Origin of the sequence: Paraburkholderia dipogonis, from assembly GCF_042680985.1 — a bacterium.
Classification (GTDB): domain Bacteria; phylum Pseudomonadota; class Gammaproteobacteria; order Burkholderiales; family Burkholderiaceae; genus Paraburkholderia; species Paraburkholderia phytofirmans.
This window is the reverse complement of sequence record NZ_JBHUFR010000034.1, coordinates 328,167-348,726: the sequence shown is the minus strand read 5'-3', so window position 1 is coordinate 348,726 and position 20,560 is coordinate 328,167. Positions and strand designations below refer to the sequence as shown.

Annotated in this window: 17 protein-coding genes and 2 pseudogenes; 12 read left to right on the top strand and 7 right to left on the bottom strand. The window is 58.2% G+C overall.

Annotated features, from left to right (window positions below; all coding sequences use genetic code 11):
- The 3 genes and pseudogenes from ACFSNN_RS36990 to ACFSNN_RS36980 all read left to right on the top strand — a co-directional run.
- Positions 1–174 (top strand): annotated as a pseudogene (locus ACFSNN_RS36990) (ABC transporter ATP-binding protein); the annotation flags it as partial.
- Positions 175–212: 38 nt separating this feature from the next.
- Entirely contained in the window at positions 213–1,211 is a 999-nt protein-coding gene (locus tag ACFSNN_RS36985) for a HEAT repeat domain-containing protein (RefSeq protein ID WP_134465602.1), read from the top strand.
- Positions 1,208–1,486, top strand: a complete 279-nt coding sequence (locus ACFSNN_RS36980) for a DUF971 domain-containing protein (protein WP_134463953.1) — start codon at positions 1,208–1,210, stop codon at positions 1,484–1,486. Before ACFSNN_RS36985 ends, ACFSNN_RS36980 begins: the two co-directional genes overlap by 4 nt.
- A gap of 170 nt (positions 1,487–1,656) precedes the next feature.
- Here the strand turns inward: ACFSNN_RS36980 and ACFSNN_RS36975 are convergent, their stop codons facing one another.
- Positions 1,657–3,363, bottom strand: coding sequence for a methyl-accepting chemotaxis protein (locus ACFSNN_RS36975; protein ID WP_134463951.1), 1,707 nt, complete (start codon positions 3,361–3,363; stop codon positions 1,657–1,659).
- 848 nt (positions 3,364–4,211) lie between these two features.
- Here ACFSNN_RS36975 and ACFSNN_RS36970 point away from each other — a divergent pair.
- Positions 4,212–4,868 (top strand): DUF1345 domain-containing protein, encoded by a 657-nt coding sequence (locus ACFSNN_RS36970; protein WP_134463949.1) that lies wholly within the window; start codon positions 4,212–4,214, stop codon positions 4,866–4,868.
- Positions 4,869–5,135: 267 nt separating this feature from the next.
- On the opposite strand, the gene ACFSNN_RS36965 is transcribed toward ACFSNN_RS36970, so the two are convergent.
- On the bottom strand, positions 5,136–6,107 hold the full coding sequence (locus tag ACFSNN_RS36965; protein ID WP_134465601.1) for a Dyp-type peroxidase: 972 nt from the start codon (positions 6,105–6,107) through the stop codon (positions 5,136–5,138).
- A 401-nt stretch (positions 6,108–6,508) separates the two neighbouring features.
- Between ACFSNN_RS36965 and ACFSNN_RS36960 the strand changes: the two genes are divergently transcribed.
- On the top strand, positions 6,509–7,066 hold the full coding sequence (locus tag ACFSNN_RS36960; protein WP_134463947.1) for a phosphoglycerate mutase family protein: 558 nt from the start codon (positions 6,509–6,511) through the stop codon (positions 7,064–7,066).
- Positions 7,067–7,105: 39 nt separating this feature from the next.
- Here ACFSNN_RS36960 and lon read toward each other — a convergent pair whose 3' ends face one another.
- The 4 genes from lon to ACFSNN_RS36940 are packed head-to-tail and all read right to left on the bottom strand — an operon-like array spanning position 7,106 to position 10,862.
- Entirely contained in the window at positions 7,106–9,520 is a 2,415-nt protein-coding gene (lon, locus tag ACFSNN_RS36955; RefSeq protein WP_134463945.1) for an endopeptidase La, read from the bottom strand.
- A 33-nt stretch (positions 9,521–9,553) separates the two neighbouring features.
- A complete protein-coding gene (locus ACFSNN_RS36950) occupies positions 9,554–10,018 on the bottom strand; it encodes an Hsp20/alpha crystallin family protein (protein ID WP_377765175.1) in 465 nt (154 codons plus the stop codon).
- 48 nt (positions 10,019–10,066) lie between these two features.
- On the bottom strand, positions 10,067–10,363 hold the full coding sequence (locus ACFSNN_RS36945; RefSeq protein WP_134463941.1) for a hypothetical protein: 297 nt from the start codon (positions 10,361–10,363) through the stop codon (positions 10,067–10,069).
- A 43-nt stretch (positions 10,364–10,406) separates the two neighbouring features.
- Positions 10,407–10,862, bottom strand: a complete 456-nt coding sequence (locus ACFSNN_RS36940; RefSeq protein ID WP_134463939.1) for a DUF1269 domain-containing protein — start codon at positions 10,860–10,862, stop codon at positions 10,407–10,409.
- A gap of 189 nt (positions 10,863–11,051) precedes the next feature.
- Between ACFSNN_RS36940 and ACFSNN_RS36935 the strand changes: the two are divergent.
- Positions 11,052–11,278 (top strand): annotated as a pseudogene (locus ACFSNN_RS36935) (phosphate-starvation-inducible PsiE family protein); the annotation flags it as partial.
- A 577-nt stretch (positions 11,279–11,855) separates the two neighbouring features.
- Here the strand turns inward: ACFSNN_RS36935 and ACFSNN_RS36930 are convergent.
- Complete coding sequence (locus tag ACFSNN_RS36930; RefSeq protein WP_134463937.1) at positions 11,856–12,125, bottom strand: DUF1488 family protein; 270 nt, start codon at positions 12,123–12,125, stop codon at positions 11,856–11,858.
- Positions 12,126–12,299: 174 nt separating this feature from the next.
- Between ACFSNN_RS36930 and ACFSNN_RS36925 the strand changes: the two genes are divergently transcribed.
- The 6 genes from ACFSNN_RS36925 to ACFSNN_RS36900 all read left to right on the top strand — a co-directional run bounded on the left by ACFSNN_RS36925 (position 12,300) and on the right by ACFSNN_RS36900 (position 20,367).
- Positions 12,300–12,707 (top strand): TOBE domain-containing protein, encoded by a 408-nt coding sequence (locus ACFSNN_RS36925; RefSeq protein WP_134463935.1) that lies wholly within the window; start codon positions 12,300–12,302, stop codon positions 12,705–12,707.
- A 909-nt stretch (positions 12,708–13,616) separates the two neighbouring features.
- Positions 13,617–15,893 carry an FdhF/YdeP family oxidoreductase gene (locus ACFSNN_RS36920; RefSeq protein WP_134463933.1) on the top strand — a complete coding sequence of 759 codons (2,277 nt, stop codon included), beginning with the start codon at positions 13,617–13,619 and terminating at the stop codon, positions 15,891–15,893.
- Positions 15,894–16,158: 265 nt separating this feature from the next.
- Entirely contained in the window at positions 16,159–17,547 is a 1,389-nt protein-coding gene (locus ACFSNN_RS36915) for a cytochrome ubiquinol oxidase subunit I (RefSeq protein WP_134463931.1), read from the top strand.
- A 4-nt stretch (positions 17,548–17,551) separates the two neighbouring features.
- Positions 17,552–18,559 (top strand): cytochrome d ubiquinol oxidase subunit II, encoded by a 1,008-nt coding sequence (cydB, locus tag ACFSNN_RS36910; RefSeq protein WP_134463929.1) that lies wholly within the window; start codon positions 17,552–17,554, stop codon positions 18,557–18,559.
- Positions 18,560–18,628: 69 nt separating this feature from the next.
- The gene (locus ACFSNN_RS36905; protein WP_134463927.1) at positions 18,629–19,540 is read left to right on the top strand and encodes a bestrophin family protein; all 912 of its coding nucleotides are present in this window, start codon (positions 18,629–18,631) and stop codon (positions 19,538–19,540) included.
- Between the two features lie 353 nt (positions 19,541–19,893).
- Positions 19,894–20,367 carry a ferritin-like domain-containing protein gene (locus ACFSNN_RS36900; protein ID WP_134463925.1) on the top strand — a complete coding sequence of 158 codons (474 nt, stop codon included), beginning with the start codon at positions 19,894–19,896 and terminating at the stop codon, positions 20,365–20,367.
- Positions 20,368–20,560: the final 193 nt, after the last annotated feature.

Sequence of the window (20,560 nt, the reverse complement as noted above, 5' to 3'; positions counted from 1 at the left end):
GCGCTGTTTCTCGCCGACCGCATTCTCGTGCTATCGCAGCGGCCCGCGCGCATCGTCGCCGATCTGCGCGTGACCTTGCCGCGTCCACGCGACGACGAGACCACGACCGAAGCGCAATTCGTCGACATCAAGCGCCGATGTCTCGCGTTGCTGCGCGACGCCGCGGCGACATGACGGGCTTTATCCGTTCCACTCCAGACATCACCGAATTCATGACCGATATTTCGCTTCCGCTAACCTTCGACCCCGACTCTCTCGATCCGGAAGCCGCCGCACTGCTGCCGCGTTTGACATCCACGGACGCCGCCGTGCGCCGTATCGCCCTGCTGGCGCTCGCGGACCTCGAGGACGAGACCGTGCTCGAACCGATCGTCGCCGCGTTGCGTCTGGACACGTCTGCGGAAGTACGCGCGCAGGCCGCCCAGGTACTCGGCGCGTGGGAACGCGCCGACGCGGTGGCGGCGCTCTGCGAGGCGCTGGCGGATTCAGTCGAAGAGGTGCGCGAAGCGGCCGCCCAGAGTCTGTCCAGTCTGAAGGATCCGCGATCGGGGCCGCTGCTTGCGGCATGGACCACGCATCAGGATCCGTTCGTGCGCCAGGCCGTGCTGCGCGGCTTACGCGAATTGCGCTATGCAGGCGCACTGGAACCGGCGCTGCACGCGCTGACGGCGAGCGAAGACCTCGTGCGGCTCGAAGCGGTGAGCGTGCTCGGCTGGCTGAAAAGCGAGCGCGCGCTTGGGCCTCTCACCAGCATCGCCGCGCACGATCCGAACGCCACCGTGCGGCGCGCGGCCATCGGCGCGTTGGGTATCGGCGCCGCGTCGACCGAAGACACCGTTGCCGCGTTGCTCGGCGCCTTGCGCGATGCCGCGTGGCAGGTCCGTGAAGAAGCGGCGGCGACGCTCGGCAAATTGCGCGCGGCGGCCGCGCGCGATGCGTTGCTCGACGCGCTCGACGACGACTACTGGCAAGTCCGTCTGCAAGCGGTCCGCGCGTTGGGCAAGCTGCGCGACGCGAGCGCGAGCACGGCGGTCGCTTCGCTGTTGACGCATGCAATCAGCAATTTACGCAAGGAAGCGGCCTTGTCGCTTGGCGAACTGGGCGACGCGGCGTCGCTGCCGGCCTTGCGGGCAGCCGCAACGGATCCCGATCCGGAAGTCCGTAAAGCGGCGCGCATCGCGTTGACGCAAATCGAAAGCACACAGCGATGAACGCCCCCGAACAGATCACGGTCCACGCCGCGAGCGGGCGATTGTCCCTCACGTGGGACGACGGCCGCACGCAATCGATCGATAACGCGACGTTGCGAGAACGCTGCCCTTGCTCGACCTGCCGACGTCTGGCGCATTCCGCCAAGGCCCGACTCGAATCGCCACATGTCGCGATCATCGACATGCAGCCGATGGGCTACGGCATGCAGATCGTCTTCAGCGACGGGCACGCGCAGGGGATTTACCCGTGGGAATACCTGAAGCGAATCGATTGAAAACTGACGTCTGGGCCGACAACGATGACTTCATTTACGTCGCCCAGAAGAACGAATACCCGTGGCCGCCGGGCCCCGGGTCTAGCTGGCATCTCAACGGTGAGCGCCGTTTGAAGAACAGTAAATACTGGAGTTCAAACAGCCAGCATTGCTCTCCGTACTCTGGACCGTCAGAAGGTTTGCCAGTCGGCTTCCGTTTTGACAGCACTGACGGACTGGGCGTCGGCGAACAGCCTGGGTTTCTGGAGCGCGGGCCGAACAGCATGCGTTTTCGACACCGGCATGCGCACCGGCCTTTGTGAAGCCGCGGGCCGTGGCGCGGGCGATCCCGTATCGGCGAGCTTGAACACCGAGACGGCATCTTTCAGGTTGCTTGCCTGTTCTTCGAGCGACTGCGCCGCCGCTGCCGCCTGCTCGACCAGTGCTGCATTCTGCTGCGTTACCTCATCCATTTGCCCAACCGCCTGATTAACCTGTTCGATGCCCCGGCTTTGCTCCTCCGATGCCGCTGCGATTTCGCCTACAATATCGGAAACCTGCTTGATCGCCTGCTTCACCTGACCCATGGTTGCACCAACGTCTGCAGCCTGTTTCGAGCCGTCCTCTATCATCGCCACGGATGAGCCGATCAACTCCTTGATCTCCTTTGCCGCAGTCGCGGAGCGCTGAGCCAGACTGCGCACCTCACTTGCGACGACGGCGAACCCGCGGCCCTGTTCACCAGCACGAGCAGCCTCGACCGCCGCATTCAGCGCGAGAATATTCGTCTGGAATGCAATGCCTTCGATCACGCCGGTGATTTCCGAAATCTTGCTTGAACTGTTGCTGATCTTTTCAATGGTCCCGACCATGGACAGGACCGCATCGTTACCCGAATCCGCGAGGCCAGTCGCATTCGTGGCCAGGCCATTCGCCTGACGTGCGTTGTCAGCGTTCTGCTTAACCGTCTCCGTCAGCTGCGTCATGCTGGCCGCGGTCTCCTCAAGGGATGCCGCCTGCTCTTCAGTGCGGGCGGACAGGTCCATGTTCCCGCTGGCGATTTCCCGCGAAGCCACCGTCACTGACTCCGCTGTGGTTTTGATTCCGCGAACGGTGTCCGTGAGTTGTCGATCCATTTTTTCCAGCGATTCCAGAAGGCGTCCGAACTCACCCTTTGAATCAACCACTACCCGATTTTCGAGCTTGCCTTCAGCGATATCGTTCGCGATCCCGATGGCCTTGTCGAGCGGCCGCGAAATTGAACGCAAGAGATAGACCGATACGCCAACGGCCAGCAGGACGCCGAGAGCCACCAGCGCCAGCGCGACGCCGAGGATGATTCTGAACGTTGCCTCACTGTCATCGGTAGACTGCTTTGCCTGAGTCTGGTTCACGACAATGACCTCGGCGATGAGCCCGGTCAAGGCTTTCGAGAACTCCGCCTGCCTGTCGATCATTTCACCGGCAGCATCGGTGTTACCAGCCCCGACCGTCGTGGAAATCCCGTTCGTCATGTCCCTGTACTGCGGCAGTGCGTCCTTGATCTTTTCGGCGATGACCCGCTCCTGGTCACTGGTAACGCTATCCGGATAGTAGTGGTTCCATGCCCGGTCCATGCGTTCAAGGTCGGTCCGGACCGCGTTGATCGATGCAGCGGTCTTTCCAGGATCACGGAACACCTGGACTCGCCTCAACTGGAGGCGAATGTCCAGTTGGGCCGCGCGCATATCATTCAGGTCAATGATCGGCAAAGTGTTTCCAAAATAGGAATGCTTGACAGCTGCGTTAAGTTTTGAAATCCCGAACGCGCCAAACATGCCAATGGCCGCCATGAGGAACACGCATGCGCCCATGGCGAGAATGACCCTGAACTTGATAGTGTGCGTAAAACTGTTCATTCCGTTTCCTTGGAAAGCCGAGTGTAAGAACTCGAGATTGAAAGCGGGTAGAAGGGAGTCCCCCAGCTACACAAAGGGGTATACGACCGCGCACGTCCTTCGCTAAAGGGAAAAAGCGGGTATGTTTTCCCTGATTTGTCGAAAGAATTGGAGAAGATCAGAACTCGCCATGCAGGAATGACGTTACACCCTTTCATTCGCAGCACATTTGTATTTCAATTCCATATTCGATAGTTATGTGATGGTAATGTGCAGTACCTCCCGCCAGCGTTCAGTGCATTGCGACATGTGTTCAGCGAACAAAAGCCATTCTCTGCTCAAGGGATGACGTACTCGAACCGAAGACTCTTCATGTACTGGTATTTCGCGTTCCTAATATACGTCTAAGGACGGCGCAGATCGTCTGTGTCATCCGGGGTCGGCCACGTGCACCAAGCGAGTTTGGCCGGGTTCCGACCCCGCTCGCGCTATGTTCGACCCACTCTTTCCACATGCGCCCTGATGGAACATCGCCCGTCCGACAAGCCGGATAACTCGACGCACGCGACAATGCAGTCCGGATCAAACTCGACAGCGATTCTGCTCACCTACACGTCTCCGGCCGATGTCGATTTCAGGTTGAGCATCTCGGCGACCTGCCCGAGCTTGGGATCGCCACCAGTGCCATGACGGCGCACTTCGACGCTACCAACTCCGAGGTGAAACTTGCAAGCCGACCTTTCGATCTCATAAGGCCCGAACGCCCGATGCCTTGAGCTCCCCGCGCCTGCCATAACCGAGCGTCGGCAAACCGTAAAAGGCACGGCCGAATTAGAATGACTGATGCATTCCACGGTGGAATCAATACAATGAGTCTCTATCCCCAAGTGCTTCGGAATCGGCCACACATGATGGTCGGGTTGCTCGCTGGACTCTGCGCAGCGCTGTTCGCACCCCGCTCCATCGTCGCAGGATCGCGCGTGCTGTTAGGCTGGGACGTTGCAGTTTGGACGTACCTTGTCATCATCTGGTTTCACATGGCCATGGCTAGCGAGGAAGACGTACGAGCCCATGCCCGGCGCGAGGACCAGAATGCGGCCACGGTCCTGGCCTTGGTCTGCGCGGCGACCATTGCCAGCATTCTCGCGATCGTGTTGGAACTCGGCACTACCAAAGATCTGAGCTTCGAATCGAAGGTCTTGCATTCGCTCCTTACAGGTCTGACGCTTTTCGGCGCGTGGTTCCTGATTCCGACCATTTTTACGTTGCACTATGCGCGTCTTTACTACAGTTCCGATCCCAATGCTCCCGCACTTGCCTTCCCCGATCACCCTCAGCAGCCGGACTATTGGGATTTCCTGTATTTCTCATTCACCATTGCGGTCGCCTCGCAGACCGCAGACGTCAGCCTGCGCGGGCGTAGCGCGCGTCGCGGCGTGCTGGCACAGTCAATTCTGTCTTTCTACTTCAACGTTGCAGTGCTGGGTCTCTGCGTGAATCTTGCCGCGAGCATGCTGGGCAACTGATTCTATGCGGAGGCATTCAGCTATCGTCGATTGTTTGCGTAATGATCGATCGCAACTTTGCATTCATCCACTATGACCTGCGGTCATGCGCGATCGTTTCTTTCGACCCGGCCATAGCGGCATACCTGCAGTAAAGGTTAGGAAGCTTTGCAATTTCCTTTGAGAGTTACACGCTCCAAGCCAATGCCGCAGCCTAGGTGTGCGCCGGCCAGCGGCCCTTCAAGGATGACGCGACACAGCACTGCTCGAGCTACGACACGACGCCCCTCAATCAGCCAGGTCGCTCAGAAACTTGCGGGCCGGAGCAAAGAACGTGACACCCGTGACAGCCTTTGAGAAGTCAAGAATGCGGTCATGAAGCGGCGGCGGATCACCTATGAACATACGTTCCAGCATCTTGTCGATCACCCACAGGTGGCGGGAATAGCCGATAAAGTAGGTGCCGTATTCGCCGCGACCGGGGACGGCGAATGGCATGTTGTCGCGCAGGATGTCGTGCTCCCCGTCCGCGTCCTCGATCGTGCAAAGCGTCTTGTGGGATTTCTGGCCCTGCGCTGCGTCCGGCAACTCGCTGTTGCTGAACTTCGTACGGCCGATGATCGCCTCCTGCGTCTCCACACTCTGCGAGTGCCAGGCAGCCATGTCGTGCAGATACTTCTGGATCACGACATAGCTGCCGCCCGCATAGTCGGGATCCTCGTCGCCAACGATGGTGGCGGCGGGCAGGTCCAGGCCATCGGGATTCGCCGTGCCGTCAACGAACTCGAGCAGGTCGCGTCCATCGAAGTAACGGAACCCGGCAACGTCGTCGATTGCGGTGACGGAGTTCCCAAAGGCCTCGAGCAGAATCCTCTCGAACTCGATGATCACGCCCATAGACTCAGCACGGATGTGGTACAGCAAGTCGCCCGCTGTGGACACCGCGGTATGCGTTGCACCTCGCACCTCCTTGAACGGCGCGAGCTCACTGGGTGCGGGTTTCCCGGTAAGCGGTCCCCAGGCACGATGCGAAATCCCGACGTTGCAGGTGAACACACCGCCGTCGGTTCGGATCCTGACATTCTTGACGAGGTCACCGGTGCTTGCCACCACGGAGCGCGCGGCTGCGATCGACGCGTCGTCGTCTTTCACAATGAGGACCAGGAACGCGGCTGCCGCCGACAATGGAGCGTCGATAGATTGCGGCTCCGTGTCGAGTGCGCGTTGGGCGGCGGAGATCGGCGAAGATATGGGACTCAAGATTTCTCCTGTTGTGGGTAGAGAATGAACTGACGGTGATTGCACGTTCCAAATCTTTTTCAAGCTATCCACGACGGAATGGCCGGCAGCAGTGTCTCACTCGCGAATACTGCGCCATTGGGTCCCTTCGCAACCGTCGATCAGAGAACCCTATCCTAACCCCAGTGGATGCAAGACGGCCTGTGCGTACTTATCCCATTATCAATGACGATCCCGATCCCTAAGCTCCATCGCTCCGATTCTTAGTATCGGAATCGAGATAACGCGCGCTCATTGTTCTCTTCTCGAAACAATTTGAAAATTTGGGGAGCCTTGAACTTACAATCCGATCAGGCAACAAATTCAGCGCGAAGGACAGACACCCAACATTGAAGGTTCTTCAACCCGATCGCGGAGGCAACATGTCACCCCATCGAATCATGTTTATCCGGCACGCTGAGAAACCAGACCCCAACGAAGGGATCGGCATTGAAACGGACGGAAAGGCCGACGCTGAAAGTCTCAGCGTTCGCGGCTGGCAGCGAGCCGGGGCTTTGGCCCGATTCTTTTGTCCGATCGAGGAGACGCACACCACGCGACTGAAGCCGGCCACCGTGTACGCGCCAGGGACGGGTCCGTCCAGCAAAAGCAAACGAGCCATGCAGACGGTCATCCCGCTGGTTGCCCTGCTTCAGCTACAGGCAGCATCGCAAGTGAACTACGTCACCACGCACTTGAAGGACGACGGGCCAGCGCTGATGAACGACGTGCTGGCTCAGTCCGGCATCGTGCTGATTGCCTGGGAACACAAAGTAATCCCGTCGTTAATCGGACTCGTACCTGACGCTCCAATCGTTCCTTCGTCGTGGCCGGAAGATCGGTTCGACATGGTGTGGATACTCGATCGCGCGATGGATGAATGGTCATTCTCGCAACTTCCTCAATTGCTACTCGCCGGTGATACCGCTAATCCGATCTAGTAAAACTGTCCCGCCTGGGCGCCACTCTTTCTCGCGGACTCATGTATCGACGTTTCGACTGGACGTCACCGATTCGTTCTCGAGAATTTCGCGCACCGCGTCGTCCACGGTCTCCAACAGCACGAATCGCATCTGGTTGCGTGCGTCGACAGGAATGTCCTCGAGGTCGGGGGCATTGCGCGCGGGCAGCAAGACTGTTTTGATGCCGCCGCGCAATGCGGCAAGCACTTTTTCCTTGATGCCGCCTACCGGCAAGACAATGCCCCGCAGGCTGATTTCGCCGGTCACGGCGCAGTCGCTGCGCACCGCTCGCCCCATTAGAAGCGATGCAATCGCGATGAACATGGCGACGCCGGCGCTGGGGCCGTCCTTGGGGACCGCGCCCGCCGGCACATGAACGTGAATGTCGCGCTTATCGAAGCTCGTGCAGTCGATATGCAGTGACTCGCAGCGCGACTTCACCAGCGTCAACGCGGCCTGGACACTTTCCTTCATCACGTCGCCTAACTGCCCCGTCAGCACAAGCCTGCCGCCGCCAGGCGTGCTGCTTGCTTCGATGAAAAGCAGATCGCCGCCAACCGGCGTCCACGCGAGCCCAGTGACTACGCCCGGCAAGCTCGTACGCATCGCCACCTCACTTTCGAAGCGACGGTGCCCGAGAATCGACGACAGGCGATCAGGCTCGATCCGTTCATGTATGGACGGGTCTTCGGCCACACGCAACGCGACATAGCGAAAGACCGCGCCGATCTGCCGCTCCAGGCTTCGCACGCCGGCTTCGCGCGTGTAGTCGCGGATGATGGCTCTCAGCGCTTCATCGGGAAGTTCACATTGTGCGGCAGTCAGGCCGCACGCCTCCAGTTGACGTGGAACCAGAAAGCGCTGGGCGATCTGGAATTTTTCGGTCTCGGTGTAACCGGGTAGATCGAGAATTTCCATGCGATCGCGCAAGGGACCCGCAATACCTTCGATCTGATTGGCAGTGGCCACAAACACGATTGCCGACAGGTCGAACGGCACGCCCAGGTAATTGTCCCGGAAAGACGCGTTCTGCTCGGGGTCCAGAACTTCGAGCATCGCCGCGGCCGGGTCGCCGTGCACGCCCTGCCCTAGCTTGTCGAGTTCGTCGAGCAGCATCACGCAGTTGCGCGCGCCCGCTTTGCGGATCGCCTGGATGATGTTGCCCGGCATCGCGCCGATATACGTACGCCGATGGCCACGTATTTCGGCTTCGTCATGCACGCCACCCAGGCTGACGCGCACGAACGGCCGCTCCAGCGCGCGTGCGATGCTCTGGCCCAGCGATGTCTTGCCGACTCCCGGCGGTCCGAGAAAGCAAAGAATAGGTGCCTTGCCGCGTGGATTGAGCTTTCTGACACCGAGATATTCGAGGATGCGGCGCTTCACCTTATCCAGACCGAAGTGCGCTTCATCGAGTATCTGACGAGCACGAGCGATATCGATCGGCGCTTCTGCGGGAAGCGGCCAAGGGAGTTCGGTCAGCCATTCAAGGTAGCTCACGCTTATGGAGTATTCCGATGACGCCTCGGGCATCCGCTCCAGCCGGCCGAGTTCTTTGCGCGCATGAGACTCGACTTCCGGTGGCATGTGAGCGGCTTCGATTGCCTCCGTCAGCTTGCGGACTTCCTCTCGGCTTTCGATGTTCTCGCCGAGTTCGTTCTGGATGGTCCTGAGTTGCTCGCGCAGCATCATTTCACGTTGACGCTGGTCGAGCCGGCCACGCGTCTGCTCGCCGATTTCCTGCGACAGACGAAGTACTTCGATGCGTCCCGCAACGGCATCCAACACTTTGTCGAGCCGCTTGCAGACGTCGAGCGTTTCCAGAATCTCCTGCTTGCGCTCCGGCGGGATGTCGAGCAAACCAGCGATGGTGTCGGCGAGCAGGCCAGGCAGCTCGATGGCATCCAGCGCCCTTACGAGTTCGCCACCCGCGTTGGGCAATAGTCCGATCATTTCTCCCGCGCGCTGCCTTAAAACAAGCGCCCGTGCGTCGACGGCGGAGTTCCTTGCGGTAGTCTCGGGCAGGAACTCGACTCGCGCTGCCCGAAAGCCGAGACCTTCCACCGGCGCAATCAGGCGAAAGCGCTCGACACCCTGACAGATCAGGTGATGCGCACCGTCTTCTGGACTGGTGACGTAGCGCACCACGTTCGCCACGGTGCCAATCGTGTTCAGATCATCGAATGTCGGGTCCTGTACCCGCGGATCGCGTTGCAACACAACACCCAACGGCTGCTGGCGTTTGACGGCGGCCTGCACGTCCTCCTTGGCCTGGCCACGTCCCGCGGTAAACGGCAGCACCATACCTGGAAACAGCACGGCATTGCGCACCGGCAGCAGAATCAGGGGCTCATTGGGCAATGCAGATGTCGAAGCAGTTGCCTCGCTCGCCGGGCTGGACTCGGAAGTCTCGTTTTCGCTGTCCGCGCTCATCCTCGTTCCTCGATTTGCCGGCGCTTGCCGGACTCAATCCAGCCTTTCGAAACTCAGCACCAGGCATCCGTGTTCGGCGTCGCGCTGCGCGAGTCGATAGCGACCGGTTGGAAGCTGGATGCGCCGCTCGAAACGGCCATAGGGAATTTCCAGGCAATGGACCTTGCCCGCAGCGAAGGCGCGAGGCAATTTTCTTTCGGCCTCGACAATCAGCGTACCGCCATCGAGATTCAGACCGACCACGTCGGGCGGCACGCCCGGCAGCGCCACCACGATCACGAGCCGTCCATCCTGTTCGAACACCTCAATGGGCGGCTCCCAGATGGGTACCCGGGCGTGCTGACCCGCCAGCCGGAAGAATTGCCTGTGCAACCGCTCTGCGCGCTCAATCGCGTCGACGGCGGCTTCCCACATGATTGTATGGCGAGTGAAAGTCACGGGCCGGCTCCATGCCTGTTCGGTCAGCGCAACACGGGCTGACCATTCATCAAATGCCATCGGTGCGCGTCTGTCAAGTGTGCGGACCGAATGTACGGCTCGTAACCGTCAGTCGTGTTTAAGGTCGGAATCATCGGTGGTTTCAATCCGGCTCACCCCACCCACTGCAATCGGATCACTTGCCGGGAATGTCGCTTCGAGCGCCTCGTCGAGATCTGCATCGGCTGAAGGAGTCGGGGGTTCACCTGTCTGCGGCGTGCTGTTGAGCGCGGAGGACGCTCTGTTATCAGATCGCGATCTTTTGTGACGTAGCATTTTTCTGTCCACGCGAAATGAGGAGAAGATCACGTGTCGAATACCGCAAGCGTTAATCGCCGTGCCCACCGTCAGAGAGCCGAATGTCATCCGGCACATCAAAATTGGATTCGTCACCGACGAGATACGCGCGTCACCAGGCAAGCGACTGGTGAAACGGCTTGCCACCGTAGCCGAGCACGACATTCTCGACCTCGAACAGCGGCGGCTCTTTCACTTCGAGAATCAACGCGACGCTGCCCGGCAGGAGTTCATCGGAAATGGATTTTGTCAGTTTGCTGTCCAGAATAGCCTCGGCCGCGTGCCCGGCAAGCCCCGCGCCGGCGCCGACAGTGAGCCCCGCGATCACGCCGACTGGCCCGCCTAGCAAGCCTATCAATCCCCCTGTTATAGCGCCAATGACTGCGCCCCAAAAAGGCTGGGTGTACTTTTCGATCACCGTTAATTTGCCCGCGACGTCTTTCTGGACCATCACGCCGCTCTCGATCTTAAAATCGCCATCACCTATTTCGAAATTCCTGAAATCCCTTGCGGCCCTCTCTGCCACGTCCAAATCCTTAAAGGTCGCGACAATCAATTCTTGCGTCATTTCTCAGCTCCCGTTTGCAAACCATCGCACGTATCAAACATAGCGCCTCGGAGCACGCACTACCATGTCGGGATCTCCGATTCGAGCTATCGGCTGTGCGGCAGCCTTTCGAAAGATACGCAAAAGGACCACGATTAATCATTGAGCAGCTAGCTCGACCTGACAACCATCATTGAAGTTTTCCCGATCGGCCAGGTGCTATTGATCGATCTGCTGTTGATGTTCCTATACCTCGAAGTGCTCGAGATGACGGTACGGGACTTGCGCCCGGGTCGCTAGCGGTTCGATTTCCGCGTTATATCGCAATGGCATCTTTTGCGCGTGACATGATCCCGCGCGATGGCACCGGTGACTCTGCGCATGTTTTCATGACGACCTGCGGCATCGTCATGCTCGCGGTCGGGGTGATAGTTCTACGTTCGAGCAAACCAATTATCGTCTGCGGGCGACGACGACCACGGCACGAGTGTCAGTCATTAAGTGGCGCGCCGCAGCTTCTGAGGGCTTGGCATATCCTGGATCGAACAGCAGATGCAGCGCTCACCGGCATCCTCTTGTGCCGCAAAGCGCAGCGGTCGACCACCCAAATTGGCGCTGACTTGAAGCCAGAGACGCGGCACCGATCGAACAGTCCGATATTACGAATCGGGAGGTGAGGATTGACCTTCGGTCTACTTTTGTCCAACATCGTGCGTGTGTCTCGGCTACCTCGGCCAGCCACAGCCCTCGTTCGATCTCTGGCCCGCCTGATCACTCCTCCCGGCGGGCAATTTTTTTGCCATCGGTGCGGATCAGAATAAAGTGCTCGACCGCGAATGCCTTCCGGACGCGATGCGACGCGAGGGTCTCCATAACAATCGGTCAGATTATCCGCTCGATGTCCCCATGCAAGGAATTGGGGCAAATGCATCGCGCCTGCGACACGCCAACAGTCACTGTGCAGCCACGCCGCGATACTGCGCAACGTGTGTCGCGCCGGTAGCGCAAGTTGCGTCAGGACACGAAGACCTCAGCGTTCAGCTGCAGTGGCTCGCCCTTCAAGCCGCCTCGAATCGCGGCTGCGGCCTTCTCGTATATGAGCTCGCGATGCTGCTCGAACTCCTGCACCAGATCGGATTTATGCCCACCCGACGGCGATAGCTCGTGCAGTACTTTCTTGCTCACAACGCAAAAGTGATGGACGCTGTCAACTTTGATGCCGAATTTCACCGCTTCGTGTCCGTCCAAATGTACGACCCTGATGCCTTCTATGGTATCGGCCATCGTCGCCTCCGTTGCTAGCTGTCCAAAAAGACTAGCACGAAAAAACCGCTCTGATGCTGATTTTGCAGGCAGTCCCACTGCGTTCCGCGCAGGCGCGAAGCGCGAAACACCGAGCCAAGTGAGCAGACGAGCCACCGTGCGCTTTTTCAATGGCGCGGACAGAGACCAAATTTTGTGATTGGCGCCGGTCTGAGCTTTTCAATTTCCGCCTATGCTATACGCAATGAAGTCCGCTCGATTGGCATCCGCGATTTCACTTTTACCGGCGTTCGCCTTGCAACAGACGCCACCTCGTTGGGACTCGAGCGGGATTCGACGGCATTCGCTCTCGTCAAGGCGTCGTCGGTGCTTGTGCTGGTCGACTTCGACCGCCACAAGATATCTGCAAGGAACTGCATTGCAGGAGCGGTTTCGGCAGCGGTCAAAGGCGCCGTGAATGCGGAGGTTGAGATCAGCGTGCCAGAAGGCGCAAAAATCGTTTCGATCATGACCAACGACAGCGCGGATCGACTTGGTCTCGCCGTCGGAAAGCCTGCGACTGCCATCTTCAAGGGCGCCAGTGTAATTGTCGGAGTCGAATGAGTTCCGATGGTCGCGGTCGAGCGTAAACGGAATTGGTGAAGGGAAACGCAATCATGAAGCGAGAGCCATCGAGTCGGCGTACGGGTTTCCTAAGCGACCTGAAGTGGATGTTGATCCTCTGGTGCCTGGGAGTCGGAGCCACCGCACTCCTCGTATTACCAATTCGCCTATTAATAGCGGCGATGATGCGAAAATAAAATCTTGCCGCCCCTGGTACTTGCAGGCCGCGAGACACGCCCTCGCCAACGATGTGCGGATTCGGCAAGTTGCGGCGACGACATTCTTCCAGCTTTGTCGGCGAAGCCGATCTCCGTGCCCGGTTACGCCAATAGATGTTATCGGGCCGACAGACGTTAACAATGGTTCGACTTGTCAATAGAATCAAATCAAAGGCCGGTCCCGTGGCCACCCTCACCCACGTGCCTTGATGCCTGCTATTTTCAGCGCGTATGCACTACCTTGAAGAGGGACGTCACGGTCAACACAGCGGCGGATTCGTATCTGAGGAAGGCGGGACGAAGAGAGACTTCGGTTTATCCAGGACTGAATGCTGCATCAGGTGACGATGTGTATTTTTGTAAGACAATTAGCCCACGTGATCTGCAAGAGGCCGCTCGTTAAATACGCAATACTTTCTGGATAGTCGAACCTATTGAAATCCGTATAAATATAACAATTATTCATAAAATAAAATGCAGTGCATTTATTTAATTGCCGCTATATACGACAAAACCTATCGACACTTTTATTAACCCGGATGCGAGGTTATTTTCATCTTGCGCATGCATTTGAATTAACTAAACTGAATCGTAGAAGCAGCCATATCGTAAGCCGCGAAGCGGCGCAATCCTAAAGCCATCCAGGCTATCCCGTCCCTAGCAGGACTACGCTCGTTCATTGGAGGTTCATGTGGCCAAGCTACGCGACGTGCCAGGCATCAGGCCGTACGAAGGTCCCGCCGGTGGTTGGGGCGCACTCAAGGCGACCGCTCAGGCGATTCACGATCAGATGGAGAGCATAGAGGCACCGATTACGCTGCTCCGAACGAATCAGCCTACCGGATTCGACTGCCCGGGCTGCGCCTGGCCCGACAAGGAACACCGCTCCACGTTTCAGTTCTGCGAGAACGGTGCAAAAGCTGTCACCTGGGAAGCGACCACTAAACGTGTGCCTCCGGAATTTTTCGCAAGCAATACCGTCAGCTCGCTTCTGAAAATGACCGACTACGAACTCGAGGACAAGGGACGGCTCACGCATCCGCTCGTTTACAACCGCGCGACTGATACATATCGCGCTGTCGAATGGGAAGATGCGTTCGCACGCATCGGTGAGATCCTGCGCGCGCTATCACCGGATCAGGTCGAGTTTTATACGTCGGGCCGCGCTTCGAACGAAGCTGCATACCTTTATCAGCTGTTCGCGCGCGAATACGGCACGAACAATTTCCCTGATTGCTCGAACATGTGCCACGAGCCGACCAGTGTGGGATTGCCGCAGTCGATCGGAATCGGCAAGGGTACGGTATCGCTGGACGATTTCGATTCGGCGGAACTCATTATTGCGATCGGCCACAATCCCGGCACGAATCACCCTCGCATGATGGGCACACTCCATGAAGCCGCACGACGAAACGTGCCGATCATCGTGTTCAATCCGTTGCGGGAGCGCGCACTGGAGCGTTTTGCCGACCCGCAGAGCATGTTGGAAATGGCGACCTTTGGGTCGACGCGGATTGCGTCGACCTATTTCCAGGTCGACGCCGGCGGTGACGCAGCGGCGCTAAAAGGCGTCATGAAAGCGTTGCTCCAGATGGAAGCTGAACAGGGAAACGTCCTTGATCAGGAATTTATCGCGACCCATACGGAGGGGTTCGATGCCTTCGCCGCAGATCTTGAGGCGACGTCCTGGGACGATATAGAAAAAGCAAGCGGCCTCACCCGCGCGGATCTTGAGCACGTGGCCATCGCCTATGCAAAATCCAATGCGACAATCGTGACCTACGGCATGGGCGTCACGCAGCATAACAAGGGAACAGCGAACGTCCGTCTGATCGCCGACCTGTTACTCCTGCGCGGCAACTTCGGAAAACCCGGCGCGGGCATCTGCCCGCTGCGCGGACACTCCAATGTCCAGGGGAACCGAACCGTCGGCATTACCGAAAAGCCCTCACAGGCGTTCCTCAAACTGATAGAAACAGCATGCGGCTTCACCCCGCCTTCCGAGCATGGACACGATGCGGTTCAGGCCATGCAGGCCATGATCGACGGCACGGCGAAGGCGCTCCTTTGCCTTGGAGGAAATTTTGCCGTTGCGTTGCCGGACCCCGAGCAGTCCTTCCCCGCGATGGCCAAACTCGATCTGGCCGTGCATATCGGCACCAAGCTCAACCGTACGCACCTGCTGGTCTCGAAGGAAACGTATCTGTTCCCTTGTCTTGGGCGAACAGAACTCGATATCCAGACTGGAGGGCGGCAATCGATCACCGTCGAGGACTCGATGTCGATGGTCCACGCGTCGTCAGGCAAACTGGCGCCTGCATCTGAGTACTTGCGCTCGGAGCCTGCAATCGTCGCGGGTATCGCGCGTGCCACGCTGCCCAATAGCAGATTGCCGTGGATGGAGCTCATCTCCGACTACGACAAGATCCGGGATCTGATTGAACAGACCGTCCCTGGCTTCGAGGATTTCAACGCGCGCATCAGAGTTCCGGGCGGGTTCCGGCTGCCGCTTCCCCCCACCGAGCGACAGTGGCACACGCCGACCGGAAAGGCGATGTTCTCGGTATACAGCGGCGTGAAAGAAGATGCCGACGTTCTGGGTGCTGAAAACGTGCTGCGCCTCATCACGATCCGCAGCCACGACCAGTACAACACAACCATCTATGCGATGGACGATCGCTATCGGGGAGTATTCGGCAGACGCGATGTCCTTTTTATGAACCAGGACGACATGGCCGAACAAGGCATCGAACATGGCGACCTGGTGGACATCGAAACACACACTTCTGGCAGACCGCTTAAGCTGAAGAACATTACCGCGATCATCTACAACATCGCGAAAGGTTCTGTCGCCGCGTACTACCCAGAAGCCAATGTTCTGGTTCCACTCGACTATATCGACAAAGAGAGCGGTACGCCTTCCTACAAATCGGTGCCGGTGCGGGTAGAACGCGTGGCGACGAACTAAGTTTATACGGTCCCGCTTATCCGGTATGCCGGCGCGCTGCGCCGGTCTATCGGCAATCGGGCGGCCCGATGACGAGCGCGACTTCGCGCGGCGAAAGATAAAGACCGCCCGAGCAAAGAGGCGCCTCGCCAGCCCACCCTTCTGGCTTTGCTGTCTCCAGGAAATACCTTCTCGGGGAGTTTCGAATTCACCGCGCGTCGTAGCACCGTCGCATGTCGTCCGTATTTATACGCTTGCTGTCATCAGCTGGAGCTTTTGACCGATCATGGAAATCTTCGACGCGTTTCATCTCGCCAGGTTGCAGTTTGCGTTCACAGTTTCATTTCATATCGTCTTCCCGGCGATCAGTATAGGCATGGCCAGCTTCCTCGCCGTGCTGGAATGGCGCTTCTTGCTGACGGGCGACAAAGCCTACAAGGACATGTACCTGTTCTGGTCGCGGATTTTCGCCGTCGGCTTCGGAATGGGCGTCGTCTCCGGTGTCGTGATGGCCTATGAATTCGGCACAAACTGGAGCGGATTCTCTTTGGTTGCCGGCAATATCACCGGACCGCTACTCACTTATGAAGTTCTCACTGCGTTCTTTCTCGAGGCCGGTTTTCTCGGGATCATGCTGTTTGGTTGGCACCGCGTAAGTCCTCGTGCACATTTCTTTGCCACGTTCATGGTCGCTGTGGGGACGCTGATTTCGACGTTCTGGATTCTCGCTTCGAACAGCTTCATGCAAACGCCGCAGGGATTCGCCATGGAAAATGGCCGCATTGTCCCTGTAGATTGGTTCAAGGTGATTTTCAATCCATCGTTTCCCTTCCGGCTTGCACACATGACCATTGCTGCGTTCATCGTCGCAGCTTTCATCGTTGCCGCTTGCGGTGCGTGGCATCTGCTCCATGGCAGGCGCGACGTGCCGGTCAGGCGTAGCTTTTCAATGGCGTTGTGGATGCTGCTGGTACTCACTCCAATTCAGATATTAGTCGGTGACGCACACGGCCTGAACACACGCGAGTATCAGCCAGTGAAGATTGCAGCCATCGAAGGTTTGTGGGAAACCGAGCATGGCGGCACCGCACTGAACCTGTTCGGCCTGCCCGATATGGACGCGGAGGTCACTCGATACGCGATCCAGGTGCCTCACCTCGGCAGCCTGATCTTGACACATAGTTGGGACGGGGAGATTCGCGGAATGAAAGAGTTCCCGCCGGAGGATCGCCCGTATTCACCAATCGTGTTCTGGACGTTCCGCATCATGGCCGGTCTCGGCATGCTGATGCTATTGACCGCGGTCGTCGGCCTGCTGCTGAGGCGAAACGGCAGACTCTACGAAGCTGGCTGGTATCAGTGGTTCGTGTTGTGCATGGGGCCGTCCGGCATCGTGGCACTGCTAGCCGGATGGATCACGACGGAGGTCGGCCGACAGCCTTGGACAGTTTATGGCGTAGTGCGCACCGTGGACTCCGTGTCGCCGATTGGTAGCCAGCAAGCAGGCGTCACTTTGCTGATATTGGTCATCGTCTACTTCCTTGTGTTTGGCACGGGCGTCTATTACATGCTGAAGATGATGAAGGCAGGTCCTTCCGCAGGGTTGGAAACACGCGAGTCGCTGAAGTACCCCGAATTGCACAATCGTGCCCTGGACGTGCTGGAAGGAGAATGACGTCATGCAAATCGATCTTCCCGTTGTCTGGGCGTTCATTATCGGACTTGGCGTCTTTATCTATGTGATGCTCGACGGCTTCGACCTGGGTATCGGTCTGCTGTTTCCATTCTTTGAAGAAAAGGGTGATCGGCACGTCATGCTCAATACCGTCGCCCCCGTTTGGGACGGCAACGAAACGTTTCTGGTCCTTGGTGGCGCCGGACTCTACGGCGCCTTTCCCGTTGTCTATTCGACGCTCCTGCCTGCCAACTACATGCCGCTGATCCTGATGGTGGTGGGTCTGATTTTTCGCGGCGCCGCGTTCGAACTTCGGGCGAAGGCGAAGCGCACGCAGCACGCATGGGATCTTGCATTTATCGGCGGTTCGGCACTCGCGGCTCTCTGCCAGGGCATCACGTTAGGCTCGCTGCTGCAGGGCATCAGGATTGCCGACTCCCGCTTCGTCGGCGAACCGTTCGACTGGCTCTCGCCGTTCAGCCTCTTCTGTGGCATCGGCGTACTGATGACCTATGCGACGCTAGGGTGTGGCTGGCTTATCCTCAAGACAGACGGGGAATTGCAGCGCAAGATGCGGGAGTTGATGCGGCCCCTCGTGATCGCGCTGCTGGCGACAATTGGAATCGTCAGCCTGTGGACCGTAATCGGACTGCCCGCGGTGGAGAAGCGCTGGTTTGGAAGCGGGCAACTCGGGTGGTTTCTACCCGTGCCGATACTTGTCGTTCTCTGCGTCTGGGGCATTCTCCGCTCGGTGCGACTACAACACGAAGCAATGCCATTCCTTCTCACACTAGCTATCTGTTTTCTCGGCTACACCGGTCTCGTCATCAGTATCTGGCCGTATATCATTCCGCCCTCGCTGACGATCTGGGATGCTTCGTCGAGTCATTCGAGCCAGCTCTTTGCACTCGTCGGCACCGTTATCGTGCTACCGGTCATTCTGGTCTATAACGCCATGCAATATCGTGTATTCCGTGGGAAGGTACGTGAAGGAGACCCCGGCTACCATTGACTCGTATCGCGCGAACAGGCACTCGCCTGCTATACGGATGCGTTATTCTGTTCATAACAAGAGCACATCATGATCGTAAGGCCAAGTGAAAACTGGTTCCGCCTGCTGTTTGTGTGGAACGGTTCCGTTCTTCAATCGATCATCCCGCAGCTTCTCTTCATGGCGGCCGTCAGCACCCTGGCGGTCTTTACACAGGGAAGGATTTTTGGGGAAAAAATTCCGCTCAATACCGCCCCCTTCACTTTGTTCGGCCTTGCCCTTGCTATCTTTCTCGCGTTCCGCAACAACGCGAGCTATGGGCGTTTCAACGAAGCACGTCATTTATGGGGCAGCCTGCTCATCTCTACACGAGCGCTGACGTCACAGATACTTTGCTACGTTCCGGAGCAAGCGAACGGCTTTCAAATCGCTCAGACGATGATTGCCTTCATCTATGCCCTTAAACATGAATTACGGAACACGGATGCGATGCCAGATCTCGTGCGCCTACTCGGGCGAGATCAAGCCGAGTTGTTACGCGCGAAACAGTACAAACCCACGGCACTTCTTAATGACATTCGCCGGGAACTCGCGCAAACAGAACGGCAAGCACGAACAGGTGAGACAACGCTCTGGATGCTGGATACACAGATCAACGAACTAGGTGCAGCCGTTGGAGGATGCGAGCGCATCGCCTCCACGCCAATCCCCTTTTCCTATAGTGTTCTGCTGCACCGGACGGTCTATGCCTACTGCGTCATGTTGCCGTTCGGGCTGGTTGATTCGACTGAATTCTTTACGCCTCTGCTGTGTGTTTTCATTTCCTACACACTGATCGCGCTCGAGGCGATCGCCAGCGAGGTGGCCGAGCCCTTTACCGTCGCGCCCAACGCGCTCGCCCTCGATGCCATGTCGCGCAATATCGAACGTTCTATTCTCGAACTGTGTGGGCGACCGCTGCCGGAACCAGTCACTCCGATTCGCCTTTATCACCTGACTTGAGCCAGGCATTGTCGTGCAACTGCGCATCGACTAAAAACGGATCGCGCTCGCGCGGCCCCAAGTTTCCTGCCATTGGCGACAAGCTCCGTATTCTTGACGCTCAGACCGGACGGAATTTCGGCCTGATGTCACCCGCTCCACGTTTAGGACTCCGCGCTCCGCGTTTGCCAGGTTCTGCATGGAAAGTACGTCCCCTTGCCGCCGGACGACGCGAACGGGTGCGTTTCGAACTAACGCTTTGCAAGATCGCTTTGCGGGACTACATTTAACCAGTATCCGCCGAGGCGATGTGCAGCGGAAAAGGCGGCGAATCGCGGAACGGGTCTGCTGCGATGCCATAAAAGGAGATACCCATGGCAGAGATAGACAAAGAAGACGTCGTTGCGGTGCTGAACCGGATTCTTGAATCGGAGTTGGCCGGCGTCGTTCGATATACCCACTACTCGTTTCTTGTTTTCGGATTCGGACGGATTCCAATCCAGTCGTGGCTGCGTGAGCAGGCCGACGAATCGTTATTGCACGCACAGCAAGTCGGAGAGTGGATTACCACGCTGGGCGCCTATCCGTCGCTTGCGATCAGTCCCCTCCTCGACTCGCACACCTTCGACATCGCGTCGATCCTGCGCGAATCGCTGCAAGCGGAGAACCTCGCGCTGGCGCTTTATCGCGAACTGCTTGCGCTGGTCGAGGACCGCTCCGTTGCACTCGAGGAGTTTGCCCGGCAGATGATTCATGTCGAAGAGATGCATGCGGGAGAGGTCGACAAGATGCTGCGCCGCCCTGGAGAAATGGCCACGTCTACCGAACGCCCGGCGGGCCAGTCCTGATCAAGCGGCTCTGCGTGGCGCACCAGGCTGCGTTGCTCGCAGTGATTTAGCACTGCACGATCGCGTCCGACTTTGCGGGTACAGGCGCACTCTATTGCGCTCACCCTGATCGCCGCGCTCGCAAACGCGCCGCGCGTAACCTGCCGTTGTGCTCGCGCGTCGGCGCACTCGTCCCCGGACCCGTAGCTTTCGC